Origin of the sequence: Gordonia terrae, from assembly GCF_001698225.1 — a bacterium.
Taxonomy (GTDB): Bacteria; Actinomycetota; Actinomycetes; order Mycobacteriales; family Mycobacteriaceae; genus Gordonia; species Gordonia terrae.
In genome coordinates, this window is the sequence record NZ_CP016594.1 from 3363635 (window position 1) to 3381189 (window position 17555).

Sequence of the window (17555 nt, forward strand, 5' to 3'; positions counted from 1 at the left end):
GTCAGTCGACGATCCCGTCCAGGTAGACCCATCGACCATCGAGTCGCGTGAAACGACTGCGCTCGTGCAGCGATCCCGGTTCCGGTCCTCGTCGGTAATACGCGGTGAAGGTCACCTCGCCCTCGACGTCGAAGGGTGATCCGGCAGCTGTCGACTCGATGTCGAGGCGATACCAGCGCGTCGACTCGTCCAGATCCAGCGTGTCGGGGCGGGTGTCGGGATGCCAGCTGACCAGCAGATGGTTCCGATCTCCGAGCGCGAAAGCGGTGAAACGCGAACGCATCAAGGCCTCGGCGGTCGGTGCGGGGCGCTCACCGGCGAGAACGGGTCCGCAACAGTCGCCGAGGACCAGACCCGACAGACACGGGCACCTCGCGGAGACGTTCCGGTTTACCGATTCACTGGTCACCTCTCGATCTTAGGGGTAGACAGGAGGAGCGGCCGTCCGCGCTGCGGACCCACCGCACCCCACGCCCGAAGGTTCTCATGATTGGAGCGGTTCCCTTGTCGGACAACGTGTATCGAGTCATCGAAGTCGTCGGGTCCTCGGCCTCCGGCACCGATGACGCCATCCGGAATGCGATCACCCGCGCCTCGTCGACCGTCAACCATCTCGATTGGTTCGAGGTCACCGAGACCCGCGGCCACATCGAAGACGGTCAGATCGCCCACTTCCAGGTGACGCTGAAGGTCGGCTTCAAGATCGAAGGCTCCGGCGACGCGACACCGTGATCGCCACGGCGCGTTCCACACGGCGGATCTCACAGCGTGAGGAACGCGCCGGGCCCGGAGGCCAACCGGTCCGTCATCGCCGTCCCCGACCCGCTGCGGCGGTCGAGGCGCGCCGACGGCCCCGTCCGCGTTCGGCGTGCGCCTCTTCGACACCGAACCTAGACTTCGGGGACCATGATGCGCGACCACGTCCCTGGGGGCCGGAGTATTCGATGAGGTACCACCAGACCATCGCCGGCACCACCCATGAGTTCGACGGCCTCGTCGAGCTGATGGCGAAGGCGACGCCGCGCCGGTCGGGAGACGAGCTCGCCGGTTGCGCCGCGGAGTCCGATGCCGAACGAGCAGCTGCCGCATGGCAACTCGCTGACGTACCGCTGAGCCGGTTCCTTGACGAACCCCTGGTGCCGTATGAATCCGACGAGGTGACCCGACTCATCGTGGACACCCATGACCGGGCCGCGTTCGCCGAGATCGCCCACCTGACTGTCGGCGGGTTCCGGGACTGGCTGTTGGAGATCGCCCCACGCGCCGACGCCGCCGATCGGCTCTCCCGGATCGCCCCCGGACTGACGCCGGAGATGGTCGCAGCAGCGTCGAAGATCATGCGGAACCAGGACCTGATCCTGGTGGCCGCCGCGGCGAGGGTGACGTCGGCCTTCCGCACCACCATCGGACTGCCCGGCCGGATCGCCACGCGCCTGCAACCCAACCACCCCACCGACGATCCCCGGGGTATCGCCGCGGCCACCCTCGACGGGCTCTTGATGGGATGTGGCGACGCGGTCATCGGGATCAACCCGGCGTCGGACTCACCGCGAGCGACCGCGGACCTGCTCCACATGCTCGACGACATCCGGCAGCGTTTCGAGATCCCGATGCAATCGTGTGTGCTCTCCCATGTCACGACCACCGTCGACCTCATCGAGCAGGGTGTACCCGTCGACCTCGTGTTCCAGTCGATCGCGGGTACCGAGGGCGCCAACAAGGGATTCGGGGTGACGCTGGACATCCTGCGCGACGCCGACGAGGCGGCACGGTCACTGCGTCGCGGAACCGTGGGCGACAACGTGATGTACCTGGAAACCGGTCAGGGATCGGCACTCTCGGCCGGCGCGCACCTCGGCGTCGGCGGCAAACCGGTCGACCAGCAGACCCTGGAGAGCCGCGCGTACGCGGTGGCGCGCGTGCTGAAACCACTGCTGATCAACACCGTCGTCGGGTTCATCGGTCCCGAATACCTGTACGACGGCAAACAGATCATCCGTGCCGGACTCGAAGATCACTTCTGCGGCAAGCTGCTCGGGCTCCCGATGGGCGTCGACGTCTGCTACACCAACCATGCCGAAGCCGACCAGGACGACATGGACACGCTCCTCACGTTGCTCGGCGTCGCCGGGGCCGCGTTCGTCATCGCCGTGCCCGGGGCGGATGATGTGATGCTCGGCTATCAGAGCCTGTCGTTTCACGACGCTCTCTACGTGCGTGAGGCACTGCACCTTCGGCCCGCTCCCGAGTTCGAGTCGTGGCTGGCCCGACTCGGCATGACCGATGGCGACGGTCGGGTTCTACCGGTGGACCCCGGCGAGTCTCCCCTGCTACCACTGACGGCCGGGCGATGACCGCGGACCGGCCCGCATCCGCCGACGAGGCGCAGCACCCCGACCCGTGGGCCGAGCTGCGCCGGACGACCCAAGCTCGTATCGGACTCGGCCGCGCGGGCAATTCGCTTCCGTCGCGGCGGGTCCTCGAATTCCAGGCCGCCCATGCACTTGCGCGCGACGCCGTGCACGAACCGCTCGACGTCGACGAGTTCGCCCGTGGCATCGGCGAACTCGATCTCGATCTCGATGCCCCGATCGTGGTCACCAGTCGGGCGGCGACACGCAGCGAGTACCTGCGCCGGCCGGATCTGGGCCGGGTACCCGACGACCTCTCGCAGGTGCCGCGCGCCGACACCGAGATCGGGATCGTGCTGGCCGACGGACTGTCGCCGCGGGCTCTCGCCGACCACGGCCACGGCCTCGTCGCGGCCCTGCTGCGACAGTTCGACGGCCGCTACTCCATCGCGCCGCCGGTCATCGCGACCGAGGCACGCGTCGCCCTCGGCGACCACATCGGCGAGGCCCTCGGCGTCACCACCCTCATCGTGATCATCGGCGAACGTCCCGGCCTGTCGGTCGCTGACAGCCTGGGAATCTACCTCACCCATCTCCCCCGGCCGGGGCGGGCCGACTCGGATCGCAACTGCATCTCCAACATCCACCCACCCGACGGCCTGCAGTACGACGTCGCCGCACGGACGACGGCCGCACTCATCGACGGCGCCCGCCGACTCGGACGATCCGGGGTCGCACTGAAAGACATGTCGCGCACGGACGCCCTCGAGCAGATCGACGACGCGGAGGCACTCACGCACGAGTCGTGAGTGCCCCTGCGGTGGCCGCGAACCTGCTTCCCACTGGGCAGCGGCGAACTTCAGGTCCCCAGGATCTTCGCCTTCTGCGCGGCGAACTCGGCCTCGGTGAGGATGCCCTGCTGGTAGAGCGCGCCGAGCTCCTTGAGCGCCGAGATCGTGTCCGTCGGGCTCGGCGTGGGCGCTTGCTGGGGCGGTTGTTGAGGCGGCTGGGAGTACTGGGGCTGGGCATACTGCTGCTGCGGGTCCTGTGCGGCACCTTGTTGTGCCCACCGGCTGGCCTGGCGACGGGACACCCGGTTGCTCACCGCTGTCGCGGTGCCGGAGATGACCGCGGTGCGGGCGACACCGCGAAGAAGTCCTGGCATGTTCTGTCCTCTCGAGATTCAGGTCGGTTGTCGAGGTGGCGGCTACGCGGTCGGCGCGGCCGGGGTCGCCGCGTCGGCGGCATCGAGTTGGGCGAGCAAGGCGTTCACCGGTATCCGTCCCGAAGCGACGAGCTGTCCACCCCCTTTTCGGACGGCCGTGGCGAACGGAGCAGCCCATGCGTTCTCCCACACGAGGACCGCCGCGCTCGACCCCGGATCGATCACCGTGGCCGCCTCCGCGAGGTCGGAATCGTCGAGCAAGGAGGTCGCCGCGCCGTCGAAGATCGCGAAATCCGCGCCGAGGGAGTTGATCTCGAGCCGGGCGACTGTTCCGTCGGCGTCCTTGGTGATGAAGACGATGTCGATCAGCCGCACGATCCCGCGGTCGATCAGATCGATCAGATGTGGAAGTGCCTCACCAGTCGGCTGCTTGCCCGTCCACTCGACCACGATGTAGTCGATGGGTCCGAGTTCGCGATCGGCCGTCTGGTCGACACCTGCTTGGTCGTCCAATTCCTTCTCCCTGTCTCATGCCGGCGATGTGACCTCATCGAGGCCCCGATCACGACCGCAGGTCGACCACCGACCGTCCGGGTTGCACCTGATACAGCTCACCGATCTCGTTCGCGTACTTTATCGCAATCGGCTTGCGGCGCAACTTCATCGTCGGGGTGAGCTCGTCGCCGCCGGGGTCCCAGGCGGTCGGCACGATCGTAAAACGCTTGACCTGCTCCACGCGGGACAGTGACTGATTCCCGGCACGAATTGCCACCGCAACCTCGTCCACCACCTCAGGATGTGAGGACAACTCGGTCAGATCGGCGCCGGAGAGATCGAGCTTCTTGGCACGCGCGGCGGCGGCATCCGGATCGAGCACCACGAGTGCCGACACATAGGGCCGGGCGTCGCCGATCGCGGCCACCTGACCGATGAGCGACGACGCCGCCTTCATCGCGTTCTCGATATTGGTGGGCGACATGTTCTTTCCGGACTCGTTGATCATGAGTTCTTTCTTGCGGTCCACGATGGTGACATTCCCGTCGTCGTCGATCGTCGCGATGTCACCCGTCGACAGCCATCCGTCGGCATCGATGGTCTCGGCGGTCTTGTCGGGCTGTTTGCGATAACCGCGCATCACCACCGGCCCCCGGACGAGGAGTTCACCGTCGTCGGCGAGTTTCACCTCCATGCCGCGTACCGGAGTGCCCACGGTACCGATCCGGAGATTGTCGCTGGTCGTCATCGTCGAGACGCCGGTTGTCTCCGACATCCCCCAGACCTCGAGCACCGGGATACCGAGTCCCAGGAAGAATTTCAGGACCTCGGGCGGAATCGCGGCGGCACCCGAGCCGGCGAAGGAGACCTGATCCAGCCCCAGTGCCGTGCGGACCTTGTGCAACACCAGACGGTCCGCGAGGCCGTGCGCGAGGCCACCCGATTTCTTGCCCTCGACCCGAGCCTGCGCCGTCGACGCCCCGACTCCGAACGCCCAGCCCGCGAGCGCCTTCTTCACCGGACTGGACTCCTCGGCCAGCTTGGCCTCGATGCCCGCGCGGATCTTCTGCCACACCCTCGGCACGCCGAAGAAGAAGGTCGGGTGAACGTCGGGAAGTGCGGCGGCGATCTCGCGGGGATCGGGCACAGTGGTGATCTGGATACCGCGCATCATGTTGGCCGCGTGCGACGACACGCGGTCGGCGATGTGCGCCGCGGGCAGGTACGAGATGGCACGGTCGTCGAAACCCGCCTGCACGATCTCGGCGAGCGCAGCCATCTCGGCGACGATGTTGCGATGGGTGATCTCGACACCCTTGGGCGGACCTGTGGTACCCGAGGTGTAGATCAGGGTGGCCAGGTCGTCGGGCTGCACCGCCTGCCACGACGCGGTGAAGTCGAAACCCTCCGGCGCCGGCGTCTGTTCGACGTCGGCGAGTGAGACGGCACCCGTGGCCACTCCGTCGACGACGACCGTCCTGGACACCGCGGTGTTCGCTGCGGTGAGCACTGGGAGGAACACCTGCTCGGTGACGACGACGGAGTTCTCCGCGTTCCCGAAGAGATACTCGATCTGTTCCGGCGAACTCGTGTTGTAGATCGAGAACGGAATCGCGCCGAGGTGGAGCGCGGCGGCGTCCACCAGATGGAACTCCGGACGGTTGGTCAGCATGATCCCGACGGTGTCGCCGCGCTTGACGCCCAACGCCGCGAGACCCCCGGCGATGGCCTCCACCCGGCGCGCGTACTCGGCCCAGGTGATCTCCTGCGACCCGCCGACGGTGCGGAGCGCGATGGCGTCGGGGCGCACGGTGATCGTCTGCTGGAACGCGGCGGGAAGCGTCGCGACGGCGACGCCGGTCTGGTGGGGAAACGTGATGGTCTCTGCAGCGGTCATGAGAGTCCTCGACTTGCCGGAGTGATGTGTCGTACGTCACAGTAGCGAGTGAGGACGGGTGTCACGACCGGTTCCGCCGAACGGTAACCGGTTGGCAAAAATCCCAGATCAGAACTGTTTGTCGAGCGAAGGACCGTGTGTCAGCGACTCGAGGTTCCAGCCTCCGCCGCCAGTCAGTTCGAGCAGGTCCGTGTGATGCTGATCGGTCGTGCTGCGGTGACTGACCGAGACCAGAATCGTCTCCGGCAGCTCCGTGCGGATCAGCGAGTACAGCGAGAACTCCAGACCCTCGTCGACCGCCGAGGTCGCCTCGTCCATGAACACGGCCTGCGGACGGGTGAGGAGGATACGAGCGAACGCTACGCGCTGCTGCTCGCCCGGCGAGAGCACCTTGACCCAGTCCTCCTCATCGTGGAGCCGGCCGACGAGGTGCGGGAGGAACACCTTCTCCAGCGCCGCCTTGATGGCCTCGTCCCCGACGTCGTCGGGTAGCGCCGGGTAGGCGACCGCGGTCCGCAGGTCCCCCAGCGGGATGTAGGGCATCTGCGACAGGAACAGGGTGTGTTCGCCTGGCGGCCGGGCGAACTCGCCATCGATGAACGGCCACAATCCGGCCAGGCCGCGAAGCAACGTGGTCTTGCCCGACCCCGACCGTCCCTTGACGACGAGGGCTGCGCCGGGAGCGAGTGACAGGGTGAGCGCACTGATGAGATCGTCGCCCGTCGGAGTCTTGACGTCGATGTCCGACAACGCTACGGCGCGTTCCCGATCCACGGTCGTCACCTCGGGCAGGTCACGCGAGCGCGAATCGGCGTCGGCGAGTCCGTCGAGACGGATGATCGACGCGCGCAGGACAGTGAAATCGTCATAGGCGTTCCGGAAGAACGAGAGCGCGTCGTGCATCTCGGCGAAAGCCGACGACGTCTGCGATACGTCGCCGAGTTTGATCTGCCCGTCGAAGAAGCGCGGCGCCTGCACAAGGTACGGGAAGACAACCGACAGTTGGGTGATACTGAAGTTCCAGCCGACAAAGGCCAGCTGGACGTAGATGATCTGCCAGAAGTTTTTGACGACGGCACGAAAGCGGGTCATCAAGTTGTTGTGTTCGACGCGCTCGCCACTGTAGAAGGCGACGTTCTCGGCGCCATCGCGAACCCGGACCAGTGCGTAACGGAAGTTCGCGGTCAGGCGTTCGCGCCAGAAATTCAGTCGGATCAGCGGTCGGCCGATCGCGAAGGCGACCACGCTGGCGATGAGAACGTAGACCAGCACAAGCCACATCATCATTCGCGGGATCTCGACACCGAAAACTGTCAGCGGGCCGGACAGGCCCCAGAGCACGATCGCAAACGACACGATCGACGCACACGCCGGAAGGACACCGTTTGTCGACGACCCACCACCGCCCCAGAACAACGACGAACCCGATGACACAACAGTGGTGATGTCGGCCTCGATACGTTGGTCGGGGTTGTCCACACCCGGGTGGATGTCGACCGACTTGCGATGCGGATCAGATTTTCCACGCCCGAACCGCCTGCGGCGCAGCAACCCTGCGCTCAGGTCCACGAAACGATTCCGGTAGAACGCGCGGCCTGCCATCCAGTCCGCGGTGGCTCCTTCGGTGAGCCAGTAGCGTAACCGGATCTCGAACGCAGCACCGACGTAGATCTCGACCATCGTGCGAACCACATGGATGGTCGCGAGAATGCCGAACACAGCCATCGAATGCCAAAAGGCCTGCTCCCCTACCTCGAGCATCTCTGCCCCTTGGGGCCCGCCGGCGGCTAAACCCTCACCTGCTGTCTGGAGAGAGGTGAACAAATCGTTGCTGAAGTACGAGAACAACACTGTGACACGCACACCGAGCAGTGCCAGCAGAGTGAGCACGACGGCGAGACCCCAGGCCGCAACCCGCGTATCGCGTCCGGTGAAGAACCCGCCTATGACCCGCCACAGCGGGCGACCCCATCTGCTGAACCGGACCAGCAGATAACCGATCACGAGGACCGCCACGGCGGAGATCGCGAACGCGATGGCCAACCATTTCAGACTGGCCCACACCTCGTTGCCCCAGTCGATGCTGTACTCCACGCACTCTCCTCGCTACGGACGCCACGACGGGCATCCCGGTTCACCATCGCCGATCGGTGTCATCGAGGTTCCGGCCGCCGCAACGGGTTCGGGAACTCCGATGATGATCCGGCGCAGTTTAACCCGCCGTTCACCCGGTGTCCGGACAACCGCACGGGCGTCTCGCGGAGCGGTGTCGGCGGACGCGTGGATTGTCGGGTTTCGTCCGCGATCCGGTGTCTCAGCCCAGTGGCCGGAGGACCGCGCCCTGCTGGAGGGCGGCGGTCGAGATCGATTCCGAGAAACGATCGTCGGCGTCCCCGACGGTCACCACATAACCGGCGTCGGTGTACTCGACACCGCTCACCTCGAAGGTGAGCCGGCAACCGTCGTCGGCCCGGAGGAACACCGACAGCGTGGTCGTGGCCACCTGGCCGCCGGCGGCGTCGTAGAGGAGGACCGGCGCGCCGCGGGCCAGCGTGCCCCCACCCGGCACCGCGGCGACCTCGGTCGAACAGTCCGCGACCACCCCGCCCTTGGCCGTGAACACCGGCGTCGTCAGGAGGCCGGCGATGACTGCGACTCCCACGATGACCGCGAAGACGATCATCGCGATCGAGGTCGTGACGATGACCGGAACCCGCGTGCGCCGCTGCCACGTCCGCCGCGGCAGCGCCGGACCGGGGTCGAGCCACATCTCGTGGGCGGCTCGGTGTGGCGGTTCGGCGGTGGTTCTCCCCTGGTCCATCAGCTCCCCCTCAGACCTGCAGGGTCACTTCTTGGGCGGGAAGTACTTGATGAGCGCCTCCTGCACGACCGATGTCGCGAGAGTGCCGTCGCGCATCCAGAATCGACCCGAGCCCATTCCGCGTGACCCGGTGGCGACCGGCGACCGGGTCGCGTAGAGCAGCCAGTCGTCGAACCGGAACTCGCGGTGGAACCACATCGAGTGATTGACGGTCGCGGCGAACAACCGATCCATGCCCCAGGAGAGGCCGTGGGTGGTGATGATCGAGTCGAGCACCGTGGTGTCCGAGGCGTAACACATTGCGGCGACGTGCATCACGGGGTCGTCGGGCATCGTGCCGTCGGCCTTCATCCACACCCGGTTGTCGGTCAGCTTCTCCCCCGCGTCCTTCGCCTTCCAGCTCGGATCGTTCGCGAAGCGGATGTCGATGGGGTGCAACGCATTCACAAAGGTGGCGATGCGGTCTTCGTAACCCTTGAAATGCTCACCGAGAGTGGGCAATTCCTCCGGGTAGGGCACGTTCGGGATCTCCACCGCGTGTTCGAGCCCGGACGTGTTGTCCTGGAAGGCGACCAGCATCGTGAAGATCTCTTCGCCGTCCTGCTTCGCCGTCACCTGGCGATTGGCGAACGACCTCCCGTCGCGGAACCGATCAACGTGATACTCCATCGGTTTGGTGACGTCACCGCCGCGGATGAAGTGCGCGTGCAGGGCGTGGATGGGCGGGTTGCCGCGGCTCAGGCTGCGCGCCGCCGCGACAACCCCCTGTCCGAGCAACTGCCCGCCGAACGTCCTGGCGGTGACCTGTTCGGGATGGTGCCCGATGAACAGGTCCTCGCCCTGACGTTCGACGTCGAGCAACGCGAGCAGCTTGCCGAGATCGCCGGCCTGTTCCACGGTCATGCCTCACACCCTAATGGTGTGTCTCGAACCCGGCCGCGACGGCGTCGTGCACCGCCCCGAGCCGGAGCGGACGACCTCAGTGGTCCTGCTCGCCGATCCGGTGCACGTGGATGAGGTTGGTCGAACCGACCGTCCCGGGCGGTGCGCCGGCGACGATCACCACGACGTCGCCCTCGCTGAGGCGGCCGATACGCAGCAGCTGATGGTCGACCTGGTCGATCATGTGGTCGGTCGTGTCGACGTGGTCGACGATGAACGTCTCGGTGCCCCAGCTCAGGGCGAGCTGGCTGCGTACCGCCTGTGTGGGGGTGAATGCCAGCAGCGGCAGTCGCGAGTGCAGACGTGCCAGCCGGCGAACGGTGTCGCCGGACTGCGTGAACGCCACCAGCGCCTTCACCTCGAGGCGTTCGCCGATGTCGCGCGCAGCGTAGGAGATGACGCCGCGCTTGGTGCGCGGCACGTGGGACAGCGGCGGAACGTCGCGGGGGCCGGTCTCGACCGCGCGGCAGATGCGGTCCATGGTGCGCACCGTCTCGAGCGGATGCTTGCCCACCGAGGTCTCCCCCGACAGCATGACCGCGTCGGCGCCGTCGAGGACCGCGTTGGCGACGTCGGATGCCTCGGCGCGGGTCGGGCGCGAGTTCTCGATCATGGAGTCGAGCATCTGCGTGGCGACGATGACCGGCTTGGCGTTCTCGCGGGCCATCTGGATGGCCCGCTTCTGCACCAGCGGTACCTGCTCGAGCGGTAGCTCGACGCCCAGGTCGCCACGGGCGACCATGATCGCGTCGAAGGCGAGGACGATGGCCTCGAGGTTCTCGATGGCCTCGGGCTTCTCGAGTTTCGCGATGACCGGGACCCGGCGGCCCACGCGATCCATCACCTCGTGGACCAGTTCGATGTCGGACGGACTGCGCACGAAGGACAGCGCGACCATGTCCACGCCGAGCCCAAGCGCGAATTCGAGGTCGGCGATGTCCTTCTCCGACATCGCGGGCACCGAGACACTCATCCCGGGAAGCGAGAGTCCCTTGTTGTTGCTGACCGGTCCACCCTCGGTCACGGTGCACACGACGTCGTTGCCCTCGACCGCGGACACCGCGAGGCCGACCTTGCCGTCGTCGACGAGCAGCCGATCTCCGGGGCTCGCGTCCTCGGCGAGTTGTTTGTAGGTGGTCGAGACCCGATCGTGGTCACCCACGACGTCGTCGATGGTGATGCGTACCTGTTCGCCGGTCTCCCAGACGGTCGAGCCGTCGCAGCCGTCGAAACGGCCGAGCCGGATCTTGGGTCCCTGGAGATCGGCGAGGACGCCGACGGCCTTCTCGGTGGTGTCCGACGCCTTGCGGACGCGCGCATAGACGGCCGCATGGTCCTCATGCGTACCGTGGCTGAAGTTCATTCGGGCCACGTCCATGCCGCTTTCGACGAGCTCTTTCAGACGCTCGTCGCTCGCGGTGGCCGGGCCCAGGGTGCAAACGATCTTGGTTCGGCGTGTCACAAGAACACCTTAGTCCTCCTCGAGGGTGCATCTCCATGTCGCCGTCGACTCCTCATCGGCCCGCCACCAACTGTTACCGCTGGTGGCGGGCCGCTACCGCCGAGTATGAAATTTACTTAACTTGTTGCGGCCGCGCGTGTTCGGCGGAGACCGCGGGGCGCCAGGGCGATCAGCGGACGGACAGCGGCAGGGATGCCGGCCGGACCGGTGAGGGCAGATCCGATTCGCCGACGAGGAACTCGTCCACCGCACGCGCGGTCGACCGGCCCTCCGCGATCGCCCACACCACCAGCGAGGCGCCGCGGTGGGCGTCACCGCAGACGAAGACGCCCGGTGCGTCGGTCTGCCAGTCACTCCCGCACGAGATGACGCCGCGACGGTTCGGTTCGATCTCCAGTCCGGTCAGCAGCGGGCCGCCGCGCACGCCGGCGAAGCCGATCGCGAACAACGCCAGCTCACAAGGGATCTCGAATTCCTCACTCACCGGCGTGATCTCCCGGCGACCGTCGGCGTCCCGGATCACCTCCACCTCGGCGAGCACCATGGTCGTGACGTTGCCTGCGTCGTCACCCTCGAACCGTTGCACCGCGACCTGGTGCAACCGATCTCCGCCCTCGTCGTGCGCGCTGGAGGTCCGCATGATGAGCGGCCACGTAGGCCACGGCGACCGTTCGTCGTCGCGCTCCCCGGGCAGTTCTGGGTTGTAATCGAGTTGCACGACCGAGGCCGCACCCTGGCGGTGCGCCGTACCCAGACAGTCGGCTCCGGTGTCGCCGCCGCCGATGATCACGACGTGCTTGCCCGCCGCGGTGATGGCCGCCGGGCCGTCGCCCTCGCACTCCTTGTTGGCGGGCACGAGATGCTCCATGGCGAGGTGGATGCCGTTCAGTTCCCGACCCGGCACCGGGTTGTCGCGCGCCTCCATCGCACCGATGGCCAGCACCACCGCGTCGTGGGTCGCGCGCAGGTCGGCGACCGACAGGTCCGTCCCCACGTCGCAGTTGGTCACGAACGTCGTTCCCTCCGCGCGCATCTGGGCGATGCGCCGGTCGATGTCGGACTTCTGCAGCTTGTACTCCGGGATGCCGTAACGCAGCAACCCACCGAGACGGTCGTCGCGCTCGTAGACGGTGACATCGTGGCCGGCCCGGGTGAGCTGTTGTGCCGCAGCGAGTCCCGCCGGGCCGGACCCGACGACCCCCACCGACTTGCCGGTGGTGGACTCGGGACGCTCGGGCCCGATAATGCCCTCGGCCCACGATTCGTAGGCGATCGTCTTCTCGATGCGCTTGATGGTCACGCTGCCGCCGGTGGCCGGTTCGGAGATCGACAGCACGCATGCGGCCTCGCACGGCGCGGGGCACACCATCCCGGTGAACTCCGGGAAGTTGTTGGTCGCGTGGAGCCTGCTGCTCGCCGCATCCCACCGGCCGCGCCGGACCAGGTCGTTCCACTCCGGGATGAGGTTGCCGAGCGGGCACCCGGCGGTGCCGGAGTGGCAGAACGGGATACCGCAGTCCATACAGCGGCGGGCCTGCCCGCTGACCTCGTCGAGAACCTTGATCGGGTTGTCGGCGTGCTCGTAGACGTCGTCCCAGTCGTGGACCCGTTCGGCGACGGGCCGGTACTTCGCCTCTTTCTTCGGGACTTCCAGGAATCCGCGCGGATCAGCCACGTGCCGCCTCCATGATCGCTGAATCGACGTCGCGTCCTTCGGCTTCGGCCATCCGGGCCGCGTCGAGGACACGCTTGTAATCGGTGGGCATCACCTTGGTGAACGCGAGGCAGCGTCGGGGCCAGTCGGCCAGGATCGACGCGCCGATCGCGGAACCGGTCAGTTCGGTGTGCGTCGCGACGGTGCGCTTGAGCCAGGCCAGGTCCTCCGGGTCGGGACGCAGGAGTTCGACCATGGCCATGTTCACCTTCGCCTGATCGAGATCGTGCACGAACGCGATACCACCGGACATGCCCGCCGCGAGGTTCCGTCCGGTCGGCCCGAGGACGACCACCCGGCCGCCGGTCATGTACTCGCAGGCGTGATCGCCCACCCCTTCGACGATGGCCGTCGCGCCGGAGTTGCGTACCGAGAACCGTTCACCCACACGGCCTCTGAGATACACCTCACCCGATGTCGCGCCGTAGAGGATCGTGTTGCCGGCGATGACCTGGTCTTCGGCGACGAACAGCGCATCGGGGTTGGGGGCGACGATGATCTTGCCGCCGCACAGCCCCTTTCCGACGTAGTCGTTGGTGTCACCGGTCAACCGGATCGTGACGCCGGGCGGCAGGAATGCACCCAGCGACTGTCCGGCCGAGCCATGGAGCCGAACCGTGATCGTGTCATCGGCGAGGCCGTCGGCCCCGTACCGACGCGTCACCTCCGAACCGAGGAGCGTGCCGACCGTCCGGTTCACGTTGCGCACCGGTAGTTCCAGGGTCACCGGGTGCGCGTCCTCGAGTGCGCCCTCGGCGAGCTGGATCAGGGTTTGGTCGAGCGCACGGTCGAGGCCGTGTTCCTGGCCCCGCACCCGGCGACTCGGGCCCTTGTCCGCCACCTTGCGGAAGATCGGGCTCAAGTCGAGGCCCGCGGACTTCCAATGCGCCACCGCGGTGTCGGTATGCAGTCGCTGTGACTGCCCGATCGCATCGTCGAGAGTGCGATAGCCCAACCGCGCCAGGTACTCCCGGACGTCTTCGGCGATGAACCGGAAAAAGTTCACCAGGTGGTCCACCTGTCCGGTGAACCGCGACCGGAGCTGCGGATTCTGTGTCGCGACGCCGACGGGGCACGTGTCCAGGTGGCACACACGCATCATGATGCACCCCGCGACGATCAGGGGCGCGGTGGAGAAGCCGTACTCCTCGGCTCCGAGCAGGGCCGCGGTGATGACGTCGCGGCCGGTGCGCAGCGCACCGTCGCACTGCACCGTGATGCGGTCGCGCAGGCCGTTGAGCATCAACGTCTGCTGGGCGTCGGCGAGGCCGATCTCCCACGGCGTACCGGCGTGCTTCAGGGAGGTGAGGGGCGATGCGCCGGTCCCGCCGTCGTGCCCGGAGATCAGGACCACGTCGGCGTGCGCCTTCGACACCCCGGTCGCGACCGTCCCCACACCGACCGCGCTGACGAGCTTCACGTGGATGCGCGCCTGCGAGTTCGCGTTCTTCAGGTCGTGGATCAGTTGTGCGAGATCCTCGATCGAGTAGATGTCGTGGTGCGGCGGTGGCGAGATCAACGCCACACCCGGCGTCGAGTGCCGGGTCTTGGCGATCCACGGATACACCTTGTAGGCCGGGAGTTGGCCGCCTTCACCGGGTTTGGCTCCCTGCGCCATCTTGATCTGGATGTCGGTGGCGTTGATCAGATAGTCACTCGTCACGCCGAACCGGCCGGATGCGACCTGTTTGACCGCACTGCGTCGTTCGGGATCGTAGAGACGATCCACGTCCTCGCCGCCCTCCCCCGAGTTCGAGCGGCCGCCGATCCTGTTCATCGCCATCGCGATGGTCTCGTGCGCCTCCGCGGAGATCGAACCGTAGCTCATCGCGCCGGTGTTGAAGCGCTTCATGATCTCCTCGACCGGTTCCACCTCGTCGAGCGGGATCGGTTCGCGCGCATCGAGATCGAACTCGAACAGTCCGCGGAGGGTGCCACCCTCGCGCGAGAGCCGGTCGACCTCGTCGGAGTACTTCCGGAAGATCTCGGCCCGGCCGGTCTTGGTGGCGTGCTGCAGCAGGAAGATGGTCTCGGGCGAGAAGAGGTGGAGCTCGCCCTCACGGCGGTACTGGTATTCGCCGCCGACCTCCAGCCGACGGTAGACCTGCTCGGTGGGATTCTCCGGGAAGGCCCGGTGGTGGCGGATACGCACCTCCTCGGCCAGTTCGTCGAGTCCGACGCCCTCGATGCGCGAGACCGTCCGGGTGAAGTACTCCCGCACCACCTCCGACGACAATCCCACGGCCTCGAAAGCCTGTGCGGCGGTGTAGGAGCTGATGGTGGAGATGCCCATCTTGCTCATCACCTTCAACACTCCCTTGCCGAGCGCCTCGAGATAGTTGCCGATCGCCTTGGCGCGTGTCACGCCGGTCAGCTCGCCCTCGGCGATCAGGTCCTCGATCGTCTCCAGCGCGAGGTAGGGGTTGACCGCGGCCGCACCGAACCCGATGAGGGTGGCGATGTGGTGGACCTCGCGGGCGTCGCCCGACTCCACCACCAGCGCGACCCTGGTCCGCTCCTTGGTACGCACCAGGTGGTGGTGCACGGCCGAGGTGGCCAGCAGCGACGGGATGGGGGCGTGCTCGGAGTCGGTCAGCCGATCCGAGATCACCAGGGTCGTGTGTCCCTCGGCGATCGCCTGACTGGCCCGCCGGCGCAGATCCTCGAGGGCCGCCGCGAGACCCGCGCCTCCTTCGGACACCTCGTACAGTGCGCGGAGCACCTTCGCCGACAGACCGGGATTGTCGCCGTCGTCGTCGATGTGCACGAGCTTGGCCAGTTCGGCGTTGTCCAGCACCGGCCAGTGCACCATGATCTGGCGGCACGACGCCGCGGTCGGCCGGAGCAGGTTCTGCTCCGGACCCATGACGCGACTCATCGACGTGACGATCTCCTCGCGGATCGCATCCAGCGGCGGGTTGGTGACCTGGGCGAACAGCTCGACGAAGTAGTCGTAGAGCAGCCGGGACCGCTGCGACAGGACCGCGACCGGGGTGTCGGTGCCCATCGACCCGAGCGGTTCGTAACCCGACGCCGCCATCGGGGTCAGGAGCACGCGCAGGTCTTCCTCGGTGTAGCCGAAGGAGATCTGACGGCGGACGACGGTGTCGTGGTTGGGCTGGAAGACGGGCCGATCGGGCAGCGTCGCGATGTCGAGGAGCCCGGCGTGCAACCACTCGTCGTAGGCCTCGGCGTTCATCAGCTCACTCTTGAGCTCCTCATCGGGGATGATCCGGCCCTGCGCGGTGTCGACGAGGAACATGCGACCGGGTTCGAGGCGGCCCTTGCTGATCACCTCGTCCACCGGGACGTCCAGGACACCGGATTCGGACGCGAGGATGACGCGGCCGTCGCGTGTCTGCCACCACCGGCCGGGGCGCAGGCCGTTGCGGTCGAGCACCGCGCCGACGACCGTGCCGTCGGTGAAGGTGACGCACGCCGGTCCGTCCCACGCCTCCATCAGCGATGCGTTGAACTGCAGGAACGCCCGACGACGGGGGTCCATGTCCGGCACATTCTCCCACGCTTCGGGAACCATCATCATCACCGCGTGGTGGACGTCGCGGCCGCCGAGGTGCAGCAGTTCCAGGACCTCGTCCAACGATGCCGAGTCGGAGGCCTCGGGGGTGCAGATCGGGAACGCGCGCTTGAGATCTCCCGGGATCAGATCGGTCTCGAGGAGGGCCTCGCGGGCCCGCATCCGGTTCCGGTTGCCGCGCACGGTGTTGATCTCGCCGTTGTGCGCCACGAACCGGAAGGGATGCGCGAGCGGCCACGACGGGAAGGTGTTGGTGGAGAAACGCGAGTGGACGATGGCGATCGCGCTGAGGCAGCGGTCATCTCGCAGATCCTCGTAATACAGCGGCAGCTGCATCGTGGTGAGCATGCCCTTGTAGACCATCGTGCGACTCGACAGCGACGGGAAGTACAGGCCGGTACCCGCCTCCTCGATGTCCGCGGTCACCCGTTCGGCCTGCTTGCGGAACGGGTAGATGTATCGATCGAGGGCCAGCCCGGCGATCCGTTCGGCACCGGGGGCCGGGTCGACGGTGACGAACAGCTGCATCATGTACGGCATGCATGCGACGGCGGTCCCGCCGACGTCGGCGTGTTCGTGGTCCACGGGGAGATCACGCCAGCCCAGGACGGTGATGCCCTCGTCGGCGGCGAGGGTCTCGACCCGATCGATCGCGGCCCGGCGGAGGTCGGGGTCCATCGGCAGGAAGCACGTTCCCGCGGCGTAGGCGTTCGACCCGTCCGCGGCGGGCTCGGGGAGGTCGAAGTCGACGGTGGCGCGCAGCAGCTCGTCGGGAAGCTGGATCAGGATTCCCGCACCGTCACCGCTGTTGGTCTCCGCCCCGGCGGCACCGCGGTGCTCGAGGTTCTCCAGTGCGAGCAGACCATCGGCGACGATCGAATGCGAACGGCGACCGTGGATGTCGGTGACCATGGCGACGCCACACGAGTCGACCTCGGCCTCCGGGTCGTACAAACCCTGCTTGGCCGGGAGCGCAGAAAACAGCATCACTACCTCCACTCGAACCGGAGATCGGTTCGCTGCTGAGTGTCCATTGGGACAGCACTGGCCCGTGGAGCATTGCGCGGCGTACGAACGACCGTGCCGAGATCGGTACCGGGCTGAGTCAGAACCGTTGAGCTGATCGCGTGCTCTGGAACGGTCGGTACCGGGCGGAGGGATCGCGCACCG

The 17555-nt window shown here is 67.0% G+C and carries 13 protein-coding genes; 3 read left to right on the forward strand and 10 right to left on the reverse strand.

Going from position 1 to position 17555, the window contains the following annotated elements:
* Nucleotide 1 precedes the first annotated feature (1 nt).
* Nucleotides 2-409 (reverse strand): YchJ family protein, encoded by a 408-nt coding sequence (locus tag BCM27_RS15030; protein WP_004019842.1) that lies wholly within the window; start codon nucleotides 407-409, stop codon nucleotides 2-4.
* Nucleotides 410-504: 95 nt separating this feature from the next.
* Here BCM27_RS15030 and BCM27_RS15035 point away from each other — a divergent pair, with 95 nt between their 5' ends.
* The 3 genes from BCM27_RS15035 (at nucleotide 505) to eutC (ending at nucleotide 3160) form a co-directional block, all read left to right on the forward strand.
* The gene (locus BCM27_RS15035; RefSeq protein ID WP_033203881.1) at nucleotides 505-732 is read left to right on the forward strand and encodes a dodecin; all 228 of its coding nucleotides are present in this window, start codon (nucleotides 505-507) and stop codon (nucleotides 730-732) included.
* Nucleotides 733-944: 212 nt separating this feature from the next.
* Nucleotides 945-2354 carry an ethanolamine ammonia-lyase subunit EutB gene (locus BCM27_RS15040; protein ID WP_004019840.1) on the forward strand — a complete coding sequence of 470 codons (1410 nt, stop codon included), beginning with the start codon at nucleotides 945-947 and terminating at the stop codon, nucleotides 2352-2354.
* Complete coding sequence (gene eutC, locus BCM27_RS15045) at nucleotides 2351-3160, forward strand: ethanolamine ammonia-lyase subunit EutC (protein ID WP_004019839.1); 810 nt, start codon at nucleotides 2351-2353, stop codon at nucleotides 3158-3160. Before BCM27_RS15040 ends, eutC begins: the two co-directional genes overlap by 4 nt.
* Nucleotides 3161-3210: 50 nt before the next feature.
* Here eutC and BCM27_RS15050 read toward each other — a convergent pair whose 3' ends face one another.
* The 9 genes from BCM27_RS15050 to gltB all read right to left on the reverse strand — a co-directional run bounded on the left by BCM27_RS15050 (nucleotide 3211) and on the right by gltB (nucleotide 17372).
* Nucleotides 3211-3516, reverse strand: coding sequence for an SHOCT domain-containing protein (locus tag BCM27_RS15050; protein ID WP_004019838.1), 306 nt, complete (start codon nucleotides 3514-3516; stop codon nucleotides 3211-3213).
* Nucleotides 3517-3558: 42 nt separating this feature from the next.
* Entirely contained in the window at nucleotides 3559-4029 is a 471-nt protein-coding gene (locus tag BCM27_RS15055) for a DUF6325 family protein (RefSeq protein ID WP_004019837.1), read from the reverse strand.
* A gap of 49 nt (nucleotides 4030-4078) precedes the next feature.
* Nucleotides 4079-5908: an AMP-dependent synthetase/ligase gene (locus tag BCM27_RS15060; RefSeq protein WP_004019836.1), complete on the reverse strand. Its 1830-nt coding sequence runs from the start codon at nucleotides 5906-5908 to the stop codon at nucleotides 4079-4081.
* A gap of 108 nt (nucleotides 5909-6016) precedes the next feature.
* The gene (locus tag BCM27_RS15065; RefSeq protein WP_004019835.1) at nucleotides 6017-8002 is read right to left on the reverse strand and encodes an ABC transporter ATP-binding protein/permease; all 1986 of its coding nucleotides are present in this window, start codon (nucleotides 8000-8002) and stop codon (nucleotides 6017-6019) included.
* A 220-nt stretch (nucleotides 8003-8222) separates the two neighbouring features.
* The gene (locus BCM27_RS15070) at nucleotides 8223-8729 is read right to left on the reverse strand and encodes a hypothetical protein (protein ID WP_004019834.1); all 507 of its coding nucleotides are present in this window, start codon (nucleotides 8727-8729) and stop codon (nucleotides 8223-8225) included.
* A 24-nt stretch (nucleotides 8730-8753) separates the two neighbouring features.
* Entirely contained in the window at nucleotides 8754-9632 is an 879-nt protein-coding gene (locus tag BCM27_RS15075; protein WP_004019833.1) for an acyl-CoA thioesterase, read from the reverse strand.
* A 76-nt stretch (nucleotides 9633-9708) separates the two neighbouring features.
* Nucleotides 9709-11133: a pyruvate kinase gene (gene pyk, locus BCM27_RS15080; protein WP_004019832.1), complete on the reverse strand. Its 1425-nt coding sequence runs from the start codon at nucleotides 11131-11133 to the stop codon at nucleotides 9709-9711.
* Nucleotides 11134-11302: 169 nt separating this feature from the next.
* Nucleotides 11303-12808: a glutamate synthase subunit beta gene (locus BCM27_RS15085; protein WP_004019831.1), complete on the reverse strand. Its 1506-nt coding sequence runs from the start codon at nucleotides 12806-12808 to the stop codon at nucleotides 11303-11305.
* Complete coding sequence (gene gltB / locus BCM27_RS15090) at nucleotides 12801-17372, reverse strand: glutamate synthase large subunit (RefSeq protein WP_004019830.1); 4572 nt, start codon at nucleotides 17370-17372, stop codon at nucleotides 12801-12803. Before gltB ends, BCM27_RS15085 begins: the two co-directional genes overlap by 8 nt.
* Nucleotides 17373-17555 lie beyond the last annotated feature (183 nt).

Coding starts and splice junctions, on each gene's coding strand:
- BCM27_RS15040 (WP_004019840.1), top strand. CDS start 945: ATGAGGTACCACCAGACCATCGCCGGCACCACCCATGAGTTCGACGGC.
- eutC (WP_004019839.1), top strand. CDS start 2,351: ATGACCGCGGACCGGCCCGCATCCGCCGACGAGGCGCAGCACCCCGAC.
- BCM27_RS15050 (WP_004019838.1), bottom strand. CDS start 3,516: ATGCCAGGACTTCTTCGCGGTGTCGCCCGCACCGCGGTCATCTCCGGC.
- BCM27_RS15060 (WP_004019836.1), bottom strand. CDS start 5,908: ATGACCGCTGCAGAGACCATCACGTTTCCCCACCAGACCGGCGTCGCC.
- BCM27_RS15070 (WP_004019834.1), bottom strand. CDS start 8,729: ATGGACCAGGGGAGAACCACCGCCGAACCGCCACACCGAGCCGCCCAC.
- BCM27_RS15075 (WP_004019833.1), bottom strand. CDS start 9,632: ATGACCGTGGAACAGGCCGGCGATCTCGGCAAGCTGCTCGCGTTGCTC.
- gltB (WP_004019830.1), bottom strand. CDS start 17,372: ATGCTGTTTTCTGCGCTCCCGGCCAAGCAGGGTTTGTACGACCCGGAG.